The 11,059-nt window shown below is 59.8% G+C and carries 10 protein-coding genes, 1 tRNA gene and 2 rRNA genes (1 of these 13 only partly in view); 9 read left to right on the top strand and 4 right to left on the bottom strand.

Going from position 1 to position 11,059, the window contains the following annotated elements:
• The 3 genes from PRL19_RS03380 to PRL19_RS03370 form a co-directional block, all read left to right on the top strand.
• A 23S ribosomal RNA gene (locus PRL19_RS03380) occupies positions 1-1,423 on the top strand (it extends 1,410 nt beyond the left edge of the window).
• Between the two features lie 95 nt (positions 1,424-1,518).
• A 5S ribosomal RNA gene (rrf, locus tag PRL19_RS03375) occupies positions 1,519-1,633 on the top strand.
• Positions 1,634-1,694: 61 nt separating this feature from the next.
• Positions 1,695-1,771: transfer RNA gene (locus tag PRL19_RS03370), tRNA-Met, on the top strand.
• 227 nt (positions 1,772-1,998) lie between these two features.
• Here the strand turns inward: PRL19_RS03370 and PRL19_RS03365 are convergent.
• A complete protein-coding gene (locus tag PRL19_RS03365; RefSeq protein ID WP_273743875.1) occupies positions 1,999-2,475 on the bottom strand; it encodes an Lrp/AsnC family transcriptional regulator in 477 nt (158 codons plus the stop codon).
• A 142-nt stretch (positions 2,476-2,617) separates the two neighbouring features.
• Here PRL19_RS03365 and PRL19_RS03360 point away from each other — a divergent pair, with 142 nt between their 5' ends.
• Positions 2,618-3,655: a zinc-dependent alcohol dehydrogenase family protein gene (locus PRL19_RS03360; RefSeq protein WP_273743874.1), complete on the top strand. Its 1,038-nt coding sequence runs from the start codon at positions 2,618-2,620 to the stop codon at positions 3,653-3,655.
• Positions 3,656-4,460: 805 nt separating this feature from the next.
• Here PRL19_RS03360 and PRL19_RS03355 read toward each other — a convergent pair.
• Both PRL19_RS03355 and PRL19_RS03350 read right to left on the bottom strand, forming a co-directional pair.
• The gene (locus PRL19_RS03355) at positions 4,461-5,141 is read right to left on the bottom strand and encodes an AIM24 family protein (RefSeq protein WP_273743872.1); all 681 of its coding nucleotides are present in this window, start codon (positions 5,139-5,141) and stop codon (positions 4,461-4,463) included.
• Between the two features lie 9 nt (positions 5,142-5,150).
• Entirely contained in the window at positions 5,151-5,945 is a 795-nt protein-coding gene (locus PRL19_RS03350; protein WP_273743870.1) for a bestrophin-like domain, read from the bottom strand.
• A 127-nt stretch (positions 5,946-6,072) separates the two neighbouring features.
• Between PRL19_RS03350 and PRL19_RS03345 the strand changes: the two genes are divergently transcribed.
• Complete coding sequence (locus PRL19_RS03345; protein ID WP_273743869.1) at positions 6,073-7,014, top strand: TAXI family TRAP transporter solute-binding subunit; 942 nt, start codon at positions 6,073-6,075, stop codon at positions 7,012-7,014.
• Between the two features lie 38 nt (positions 7,015-7,052).
• Here PRL19_RS03345 and PRL19_RS03340 read toward each other — a convergent pair whose 3' ends face one another.
• Positions 7,053-7,238, bottom strand: coding sequence for a hypothetical protein (locus PRL19_RS03340; RefSeq protein ID WP_273743867.1), 186 nt, complete (start codon positions 7,236-7,238; stop codon positions 7,053-7,055).
• Positions 7,239-8,076: 838 nt separating this feature from the next.
• Between PRL19_RS03340 and PRL19_RS03335 the strand changes: the two genes are divergently transcribed.
• From PRL19_RS03335 to PRL19_RS03320, 4 genes are all read left to right on the top strand, one after another.
• Positions 8,077-8,700 carry a hypothetical protein gene (locus PRL19_RS03335; protein WP_273743866.1) on the top strand — a complete coding sequence of 208 codons (624 nt, stop codon included), beginning with the start codon at positions 8,077-8,079 and terminating at the stop codon, positions 8,698-8,700.
• Complete coding sequence (locus tag PRL19_RS03330) at positions 8,693-9,094, top strand: phage holin family protein (RefSeq protein WP_273743865.1); 402 nt, start codon at positions 8,693-8,695, stop codon at positions 9,092-9,094. The genes PRL19_RS03335 and PRL19_RS03330 overlap by 8 nt, the downstream gene beginning before the upstream one ends.
• The gene (locus PRL19_RS03325; protein WP_273743864.1) at positions 9,084-10,103 is read left to right on the top strand and encodes a DUF3618 domain-containing protein; all 1,020 of its coding nucleotides are present in this window, start codon (positions 9,084-9,086) and stop codon (positions 10,101-10,103) included. The genes PRL19_RS03330 and PRL19_RS03325 overlap by 11 nt, the downstream gene beginning before the upstream one ends.
• 334 nt (positions 10,104-10,437) lie before the next feature.
• Positions 10,438-10,800 (top strand): DUF202 domain-containing protein, encoded by a 363-nt coding sequence (locus tag PRL19_RS03320; protein ID WP_273743863.1) that lies wholly within the window; start codon positions 10,438-10,440, stop codon positions 10,798-10,800.
• Positions 10,801-11,059 lie beyond the last annotated feature (259 nt).

The raw sequence follows: 11,059 nt of genomic DNA, 5'->3' as shown, positions 1-11,059 counted from the left end.
GCAGGGTAAGCCGGCCCCTAAGGCGAGGCCGAAAGGCGTAGTCGATGGGAACCAGGTTAATATTCCTGGGCCAGGAGATGGTGACGGATCCCGAGGGTAGTTCGATCTTAACGGATTGATCGGGCTGCTTAGGGGTCCCTGGAAATAGCCCTCCACAAGACCGTACCCTAAACCGACACAGGTGGACTGGTAGAGAATACCAAGGCGCTTGAGAGAACCACATTTAAGGAACTCGGCAAAATACCTCCGTAAGTTCGCGAGAAGGAGGCCCGGTTTTTGCGCAAGCAGAGGCCGGGGGCACAAACCAGGGGGTGGCGACTGTTTACTAAAAACACAGGGCTCTGCGAAGTCGTAAGACGACGTATAGGGTCTGACGCCTGCCCGGTGCCGGAAGGTTAAAAGGAGAGGTGCAAGCCTTGAATTGAAGCCCCGGTAAACGGCGGCCGTAACTATAACGGTCCTAAGGTAGCGAAATTCCTTGTCGGGTAAGTTCCGACCTGCACGAATGGCGTAACGACTTCCCCGCTGTCTCAAATGTGGACTCAGCGAAATTGAATTGTCTGTGAAGATGCAGACTTCCCGCGGTTAGACGGAAAGACCCCATGCACCTTTACTACAACTTCGCACTGGCATCAGGATTGCGATGTGCAGGATAGGCGGTAGGCTTTGAAGCGGGGACGCTAGTCCTCGTGGAGCCATCCTTGAGATACCGCCCTTCGCACTCTTGATGTCTAACCGCGGCCCGTTATCCGGGTCCGGGACCCTGCGTGGTGGGTAGTTTGACTGGGGCGGTCGCCTCCCAAACAGTAACGGAGGCGCGCGAAGGTTGGCTCAGACCGGTCGGAAATCGGTCGTTGAGTGCAATGGCAGAAGCCAGCCTGACTGCAAGACTGACAAGTCGAGCAGAGACGAAAGTCGGCCATAGTGATCCGGTGGTCCCGAGTGGAAGGGCCATCGCTCAACGGATAAAAGGTACGCTGGGGATAACAGGCTGATGATGCCCAAGAGTCCATATCGACGGCATCGTTTGGCACCTCGATGTCGGCTCATCTCATCCTGGGGCTGGAGCAGGTCCCAAGGGTACGGCTGTTCGCCGTTTAAAGAGGTACGTGAGCTGGGTTTAGAACGTCGTGAGACAGTTCGGTCCCTATCTGCCGTGGGTGTTGGAGACTTGAGAGGAGCTGCCCCTAGTACGAGAGGACCGGGGTGGACGTTCCACTGGTGGACCAGTTGTCGTGCCAACGGCAGTGCTGGGTAGCTATGAACGGACAGGATAAACGCTGAAGGCATCTAAGCGTGAAGCCCCCCTCAAAACAAGGTCTCCCTTGAGAGCCGTGGAAGACCACCACGTCGATAGGCCGGAGATGTAAGTGCAGCAATGCATTCAGTTGACCGGTACTAATGGCTCGATAGGCTTGATTTGATCCGGAAGAAGCAGGATTATCCTCCTTCCTCCAAAGCATCCTTGGACAATATCAGACCCTTCAAAGGGTCCGACGCTGAGCGTTTCTTTCCTGGTCTGGTGGCCCTAGCGCGAGCAAAACACCCGATCCCATCCCGAACTCGGCCGTTAAGTGCCGCTGCGCCGATGGTACTGCGTCTTAAGACGTGGGAGAGTAGGTCACCGCCAGACCTGGTAAGAAACGCAATATCTCTCTGATACGATGAAACAAACCCGATCAGGACAACCTTGGCGCGGGGTAGAGCAGCCCGGTAGCTCGTCAGGCTCATAACCTGAAGGTCACAGGTTCAAATCCTGTCCCCGCAACCACCGTCAAAGACTCACCACCAGCCCCGGCCAAACGCCGGGGCTTTCGCATGTCCGGGCGACTGATGCCGGCTTGGCCTTCCGCAAGGCAAAGAACCGCCGCAAGCTCGCCCAAACGTGGAAAACCGTGGGCCATAATTTCCTTCGCGATAATGTAGCGTCTGCCCGACTTGAAAGAGCATTCGGGGCTACACGCCTTGGTGCTCGACGCATCACGCTTGGAGAAGGCGTCAGCCGTCGCTTCGCACGATTGGTAGCCGGCTTGAGGACTTCATCTCTCGCAACGACAGGTTCGACCGGATGCTGGTGACGCCGGGAAGCCGTCGAAGCGTGGTCTCGACGAAGCTGCTGTAGTCATCCAGATCTCGCGCGACGGCGATGAGCAGAAAATCGTCGGCGCCGGTCGTGTTGTGGCAGGACAGGATATTGGGCGAGGTTTCGATGATGCGCTGAAACGTTGCGGTCGCAGTCGCATCGTGTTCGGAACAGCGCAGTTGGACGAATGCCATCACGCCTAGTCCGATCTTCCGGCGGTTCAACCGGGCCTGATAGCCCTCGATGATGCCGCTTTCCTCCAGCCGCTTCAGACGGCGCCAGCATGGCGTTTCGCTCATCGACAGCGTCTCGGCCAGTTTGGCATTTGTCATGCGGCCGTCGTCCTGAAGCAACGTGAGCATCTGCATACTGACGGCGTCAATCTTGGTCATAAGCAGAGTATCCGTCGGTTGCTCCATCAAAGGGGCAGAGTCTGCCTCAATGATGGCAAATGACAAGAAGATTGGCAAAGCTCTTTCCCGCGATGGGACTAGGATGACAGCCGATGGTTCACCACCTGAAGGAGCTGACCCCATGAAAGCCGTGATGTTTGAGACGTTCGGGGAAATGCCCACGCTCGTCACCCTTCCGGACCCGACCCCTGCAGCGCATGGCATTGTTCTCAAGGTGGAGGCGACGGGCGTCTGCCGCAGCGATTGGCACGGCTGGAAGGGGCATGATCCCGACATCGAGCTTCCGCATGTTCCGGGCCACGAATTGGCAGGGGTGGTGGTGGCGGTCGGCAAGGACGTCACCAGGTGGGCAGTGGGGGACAAGGTCACCGTCCCGTTCATCTGCAGCTGTGGCAGCTGCTCGGAGTGCTATGCCGGACATCAGCAGGTCTGCCTGCACCAGGAGCAGCCGGGCTTCACCCATTGGGGTTCGTTTGCCGAATATGTTGCCATCCACAGGGCTGACCTGAACCTGGTCGCCCTGCCGGACAGCATGGATTTCGCCACCGCGGCCAGCTTGGGTTGCCGGTTCGCCACGTCCTTTCGTGCTGTCGTCGATCAGGGGCGGGTCAGTGCGGGGCAATGGGTGGCCGTTCACGGCTGTGGCGGGGTGGGTCTGTCCGCGGTGATGATTGCCGCAGCGGCCGGGGCGAACGTCATCGGCGTGGACCTTGATCCGGCAAAGCTGGATCTGGCCCGTACGCTTGGTGCGGCTTTTGTGATCGACGGCAGGCAGGAGAATGTCCTCGAAGCGATCCGGAAGATCACCCGTGGTGGCGCGAACGTCTCGATCGATGCGCTTGGGCATACGGTGACGATGACCAATTCCATCCTCTGTCTGCGGCCGCGCGGCAAGCATATCCAAGTGGGCCTGATGCTGGGCGATCACGCGGCACCGGCCGTGCCCATGGCCAGGATCGTCGGTCAAGAGATCGAGATCCTGGGCTCGCATGGGATGCAGGCTCACCGCTATGGCGCGATGCTGGACATGGTGGCCAGTGGCAAGCTTGATCCCGCGCGGCTGGTGGGGGACCGGATCAGCCTTGCCGAAGCCCCCGCGGCCTTGGTGAACATGGACAGGTTTCAGTCCGTCGGCGCCACGATCATCACCCGGTTCTAGGGACATCAGAGAGAGGGGGATCATGGTGTTTGGATCCCTATCTCCCCGCTCTCAAGGTCCGATCAGGTCGTGAACAGAAGGTCTAGTGCGCGTGGTCTTGGCAGCGAGGTGGGTATCGTCTTATCACGGGAAGCCACCGGCTGCAGGTTCGCAGCAGGAATAAGCGTTTAGTGTATGACCGCCATAACTATGGCACAAACAATAGTTGCGCGCCATTTTTTGTCCGGTCAATAGTGGGCAAATGAGGTCAGCCGGTCTTTATGGCATTGAAAGGCCCGGTTTCGTACGGCAGGTTTGCTCCGCTCTGATTTGATCGAACGGCGTCAGGGATTGACTGGTTTAGCCCATCACGATCGTTGCAAGCCTGGCCACCGTGGTCGCGACACACCTCCGGAAAGGACAGGGCGGCTCAGTGGGTGCAATGAGGTGAGATCAGGATTTAAGCCCCCAGCGCCCCACGATGAGCGGGTGGGCGGCATATCATTGAACCAGTGAAACCAAATCAGGTAGAAGACATTCAGATATACGCTAGGCATGATCATCAATTTTCTGATCGACTAATCGACCCAGTGGATGACCTTCATCATGGTAGATTTCGTTTGAACAGCCGACGGCCGAAAGCCAGCGACGCCACAAAGCGATATTGGTTGCGGTTACTGCGGGGAGAAGCCGCTCGAGGATATGCAAATCACGGAACTGACCGTGAAAGGGTTACGTTTCGTTTGGTCACCGCGCATGCGGGACTGCGGCAGACTGCAGGGCACTGCATCTTGACCGATGCGCATGACATGGGCGCACCAAGGGATCATTCCAGCAAGGATCCATCGATGCTTTCCCCGGTCATTCTGCGATACAGATGTTCGTTCCAATAAGGCGTCCAGCAAACCAGAACCTTTCCGGTGCCGCTGAAAACACGCAGGCGTTTCTGCCCGGAGATCAGGTTGCGCGGAAATGACGCCGGATTTCGTGATGAAAACCGCAGGCCCTCGGTCCTGCCCAGCACGAGGCGACCCTGAACACGCAAGTCGCTGTCCTGAACCTCGATCGTCTCGACAGGGCCGGGGGCGTTGATCGCGACCTGGCCCGCATTGTGAAGCGTCGTCTTCCAGACCAGGCCGCCATCACCCGCCCACAGGCTGGGCCAGAAGCGTTCACGGCGCATGCCCAGGGAAACACCGCCTTCGGATGCCCAATAGACGCCGGGCTCCAGAACCCATGTCTCGCCGTCCTGAACCGTCAGAAGGTGATATCCGGACAAGGACGGCTGCAGCACGATCGACCCGCTGCCCTTGTAATAAGGCCTGATCCGGGCTTCGCTGGTGAACATCGACCGAAAGACATCCGCCAGTGCCGGCAGCCGCGGTGTCAGGGCGATGTCGCCGCGCATGGTCGACAGGGCCCCGCGGCGGGCGCGGATGGTCTCTTGGTCGATCTCGATGCGAACCTGCCGCATTCCCTCGACCTCCCGGATGGAAAACTGCGCCATGTCGCCTCCTCAGGGCTCGTCCCAGATCATGACCCTTTGCCACAGGCGCTCCAGCGGGTCGGGCTGGATCGCCGCCTCGCCGCGCAGCGGATCGTCAAGGGCGACGATGACGAACAGGATGACGCCCAGAAAGAACGCCGTGATGGTGCCCAGCACGAACTGACGCACGGGGCGCATCCGCAGCAGGACGATCAGCAGGATGTTGATCGCCGCGCCCACCAGCACGGCATACCACAGGACGTTGGGAATTTCCGTGTAGACACCGTTCAGGCGCAGCTGCCGGACGCGGGTGAACTCCTGGAACGCCGACAGCATCTGCGCATGCAGGATTTCCTGCCCGGCCGAGGTCGGCTCGAACCCCGACAACTTCTGGCGCATCGCATTCACGCGATTGCCACCGCCATCCAGATAGGAGCCCTGCGCATGGGCGGGCCAGTCCTTGTACAGTGTGAACAGGACATAGTCGCGCATCATCGCCTTGGTCTCGGATCGCACGGGTTCCGGGTAACCGTTGATGTCGGAATACAGCGCGCCCAGCACTGTCGCCTCGTTCAGCACCGCCTCGTTCACCCGCTCGTTATTCTGATAGGCCGACACGGTCAGCAGGCCCAGCAGCAGACCATAGAACAGGTTGAAGCCGGCCGTGCCGTGGGTGATCGCCTCGTTCAGGTCGGGGCCGGAACCGATCAGCAGGCGCAGGATCGGCTTGAGGACGAGCATCCCGACGAAGATCGACAGGACGGCGGCAAGCGAGAAATAGAGGGCAAGGTCGCGCAGCGGAATGTCGTACAGGAAATCCGGCATCGCTTCCCTCGCAAGGTCCCCCTTTCCATAGTGACTGCGACTTCGCGTTTCTGCGAGAAGATTTTACGCGCTTGCCGATGAATCGCCGTCATGCGCTAATGGCGGCAGCAAGGTGCGGAGGTCGTCGATGTTCCGTTGGATGGCAGTGGCCTTTCTGTCCGTGTCGACAGTTGCGCAGGCACAGGATCCACGGCTGTACACCATCGGCTCCGGGGACGTTAACGGAAGCTATTACGCCGCCGCCACCGCCCTGTGTCAGGAGACGAACCGGGCTGAGGCGGCACTGCGCTGCAGCCCCGAGGCCACCCCCGGTTCGATCTACAACATGGAGGCGCTGCGGAACCGCCAGCTTGATTTCGCCATCGTGCAGTCCGATGTGCAGAACATGGCCCTGACCGGCGAAGGCCCGTTCGCGGGTAAACCGGCCTTCTCTGACCTTCGCAGCGTCATGTCGCTCTATCCGGAAACGCTGACGGTCCTGTCGCGCCCCGACGCCCATATCCTCAGCCTGGGGGGGCTTGTCGGCAAGCGGGTCGATATCGGTCTGCCCGCATCGGGCAGGCAGGCGACGGCCATGCGCCTGCTGACGGCCCTGGGTCTTGATCGGACGGATTTCAGGGCGCTGCTCGAACTCTCCACCGGCACCGGACTGGATGAATTATGCGCCGGCAGGATCGACGCGACCGTGCTGATCTTGGGTCATCCCAGTTCGGTCGTCGATCGTGCCATCAACGAGTGCGATGCGCGGCTGGTCAACATTTCCGGGCCCGAAGTGCGCGCGTTCATCGAGGCGAACGACGATTATGTCTACTCGTCCATTCCGCGCAGCGTCTATGGAAAAAAGGGCAGGATCCTGTCGATCGGAGTCTTGGCGACGCTGGTGACACGCACGGACATGCCGGATGACATCGTTGCCGCAATCATCAAAAATACCATCGCAAACCTTCCCTCGATCGGGGTCTCAGCGGCCGTGCTGGAGAAGCTGTCCGTTCGCGACATGCAGGAGTCGGGCTTGGCCGCCCCCTTGCATCCGGCGGCCGCAACAATGTTTGCGGAGAGAGGCAACTAGCGTTCACCGCTTCTCAAATCGTAGAAAATTTCATTTAATCATGGGTTTCCGTGATTTCTCGTCCCTTTGAGATTTGCAATTGTTCTGCCTTTTTGAATAAGCGTGAATTTCAGTTTCTTGGCGTTGGCGTTGGCGTTGGCGTTGGCGTTGGCGTTGGCGTTGGCGTTGGCGTTGGCGTTAGCGTTGACGTTGACGTTGGCGTTGGCGCTAGGACTATGGAGCATGGACAGTTGCTTTTGCTCTTCCCCTTCCAGTATTAATTGTAGCCGCTACGCTGACCGTTTTGCTGTATGATTTTCTCCACGCGATTATCAGCAAAAATAGCGTAGATTCTGTCGGCTATGTCATATCGGGTAAGACTAAGAGCAAGGTCAAAGGTGGCGTTGGCTCTGGATCAAAGGATTGGTGCCATGCTCGCGGCCTATTATAGCTGTAAAGTTTGCCGATGCTCGCAACGGCGTCGTAAGTCAGGTGATGTTTTCAATGACGTTTGAGGGTGATGCCTCCTGTTCTCTATGAGGGCAAAACATTAGGACCACTGCTGCCGAAGTCGCGGGGTGCAACGGGTGGTCAGCGTTCTGCGATCACAATAAATGCTGATGAAAACATGGCGTACTATATGCGCGGCAGTCGAAATCTGTGCACTGCCATATCTGATACGGATATGATCAAGTGTGCTGCGGGGTGTTTCGATATCACTGGGTGGACGGCCTACCTCTTTTTTGCAATCTTCGGTTGATTTATATAGATGTCTATCCCTCATTAATAGATAATCCGAGTCATTATTCCCGCGGGTCAAGAGACCGAAGCCATATAGTCGTAGAACGGTCCGTTTCGACATGGCGCCTTCTGCGAAATAAAAAATTAGCCTGATAACTTAAAAAATTTCAAGACAATGTAATAGAAGGATAATTTCACTATTCTGGCATGGTTGCCGCATGAAAAATCTTCAACTTAATTAACGTTACTGGAACATCATCTCCGTCGCTTGGTTGGGGCCCCGATAAACCTGTCGGCGGGTCGCTGTGATGCTCGTCTTCAGCCAGACAAGGGAGATCTCAGATGACCATCAACGATCCGAACCTCAGGGAGACTGATACGTCCGAACAGGGCAGCATCAGGGCCGAGGCCTCCGAACAGGCGTCGCGGTTGGCCGGAACGGTCAAGGACGAGGTCGCGCGCCGCGAGCAGAACCTGCGTTCCGGCGTTGCGCACCGTGCCGAGAGCGTGGCCGAAGGCCTGCGCAAGGCCAGATCCGAGATCGATCCGGATTCGACCGTCGCACAGATGTTCGACCGTGCGGCCGACAGCGTCAGCGGACTGGCGGACAGCCTGAATTCGACGGACCCCGTACAGATGCTGGGTGATGTGCGTCGCTTTGCGCGTCGCCAGCCGGGCGCCTTTCTGGGTCTGTCGGCCTTGGCAGGCTTTGCCGCGGTCCGTTTTCTGCGGGCAGGGTCCGCCAGTTCGTCGGACATGACCAGGTCCGGTAGCTATGGCATGACCGGTACGACCCGGCCGACCGGCTCCGGTGATCGCGCAGCGGTCGCCCAAACGGGTGCTGCAAACCCTGATCATCACGTGGGCATGGGTGCCAAGCCTGTGTCCGGCACCGGCACCGGCGCAGCGTCATCCGGCAACCCTGGCCTTTCGGGCAGCCGCACGATCGGAGGTTCGTATGACTGATCCTGTCCGCTCCCAGAACCCCGCCACGCTTGCGACGGATGCACTGCGGCTGTCGGGGGATCTTGTCCGCAAGGAAATCGCCCTTGCCAAGGCAGAGATGCGCCGGAACCTCAGCCATGCCGGTGCCGGGCTGGGGATGATCGTGGCCGCCGCCGTCATCGGCATCGTCACGCTGAACGTGCTGACGGCGGCTTTGGTGGCCGCCCTGGCGGAAACCGATCTTGGCCCGATCTGGAGTGCGGTCATCGTCGGGGTCGTGCTTGCGATCCTGGCCTATGGCCTTTTGCGCAAGGGCTTGGCCGACCTGAAACCCGAGAACCTGATGCCGACGCGTACGGTCGAGAACGTCCAGCGCGACGCGAACACGGTCAAGGAGGCCTATCATGACGCATGATGCAGACAACCCGGACCATATCGAACGCGAGATCGAGAAGGACCGTGACGCCCTGCGCCGCACGCTGAACGATCTGCAGGACGAACTGTCCCTGGACGGCCTGTCGCGCCGCCTGACGGGCTCCGTTCGTCGGAACGGCGCGGAATGGGCGGAATCGGCCAGCGCAGCCGCCCGTGCCAACCCTGTTGCCTTGGGCCTGACCGGTATCGGACTGGCATGGATGATCTTCGGTCGCGGGCATGACCCGGTCCATAGCCTTGGCCAATCCTCCGGACGGCGCAACGAACAGACCGTATCGACGCGGGCTTGCGGCACCCCGCCCCCGCGCGGTGCAGCATCGACCACGGGTTGGAGTTCGGACCGTCGCCCGATGACGACCGGATCGTCCTTCGACCAGAGCACCGGATCCGACAAGGAGCATAGCATGATGGACAGAACCAGAGAGACCGCCGGCCACCTGCGGGACCGCGTCAGTGATGGCACGACGGCACTGGGCAATCGCGCGCGCCATTTTCGGGACCGTCTTGGAGAGGGCACTGAGGGGATGAGCGAGGAGGCCCGTCGCCGGATCGAGACGGCACGCCGCAAGGCACTGGATGCCAGCGACGCGGCCAGCCGCCAGATGGCGCGGGCGAACAGGCAGGTCGCCCGCAGCTATGACAACGAACCCTTGCTGTTCGGTGCGCTTGCACTGATCGGGGGCGCAGCCTTGGGCGCCCTGTTGCCCGGCACGCGGCAGGAGGACGAGCTGATGGGCGACTATCGTGATCAGCTGTTCGACGAGGCGGAGGCGATCTATGCGGAGGAGAAGAGCCGCATCGGAAAAGCCGTATCAGCCGGGCTGGACGAAGCGAAGTCAGCCGCCTCCAGCGTCGTGGCCGCCGCACAGGACGAATTGACGGACGCGGAAGAAGGCAAGGCATCCTCCGGGTCCGGCCATTCCCAATCCTCCACGGCCCCCCGGACAGCCGGTTCCCCGACAGGTATGCCGGGGTCGGCAAAAGTCTAAGCGTCCAAAGCATCTTTGGCAGCCCCGCATCAGCGGGGCTGTCGTTTTCGCGACGCTCTGTTCCGACCCGAGCTTGTCGTGATCGTCGGCGTTATCTTTACCAAAGAAGAAGTGCGGCACCGGATACCAGGCTGCAGTGTTCCAAGGCACTGTTTGGCGAACCTGATGGTGACACTTGCTTTCAAGATACGCTTTCTTCTGAGCAGGACAGGCGCTGGCCGGTCAGCCCACTGCAAAGGCACCGCACAGAGGCACGGGGAGGCCGTGGCTCCCTCTTCAATGCAAGCGGTCTCAACAGCTATCCGGCAGCATTGCAAACGACAGCGCGCATATCATGGCAAGCAAGGACCACCCCGCCGAAGACCGCACGGATCTTGCCGAAGATCGCACCATTCTGGCGGTGGAGCGCACGTTCTCTGGCTGGATCAGGACTGGTTTGGCGACTGCTGCGGTCGCGATCGGGATGCAGGCCGTCTTCGGCCCGTTTCAGCCCACCTGGGTTCCGAAAGCCGTGGCGACGGTGTTTCTTCTCGCGGCACAGATGATGCTTCTGTTCGCTTGGTGGGCCAACCGCACATCCCGGCGCAGACTGTCCGTGCATGCGGCCCGGGCCCAACCCGCAATCCGGATCGCATTCCTCATTCTGCTGCTGTCCATTGGCATTTGGGGAACGGGTGCCGTGCTGTGGTTGCTGTGACGGAGGGCGGCTTGAGCTGCAGGGGTACCCTCCTTGGGCAACAGCGAATTTCGGGGGCTTTCACTTAAGCTTCGGTCGCGCTGGCATTGGGAGGGATCTTCGGACATGTGATCCCTACCGGTCAAGGGTGCGACACGGACGTGCCGTCGTCGTGCCGCCAAGAATACCGCTCCGCGTCGACATCTGTTGTGGATCAAAAACTCGCGCCTGCCCGTACATTCGGCCAGAATCCAACCGGCAATCATTGCTATCCACAAAC

Source organism: Paracoccus marcusii (assembly GCF_028621715.1).
Lineage (GTDB): Bacteria > Pseudomonadota > Alphaproteobacteria > Rhodobacterales > Rhodobacteraceae > Paracoccus > Paracoccus marcusii.
The sequence above is the reverse complement of the archived record's forward strand: the minus strand, read 5'-3'. Positions and strand labels throughout refer to the sequence as shown.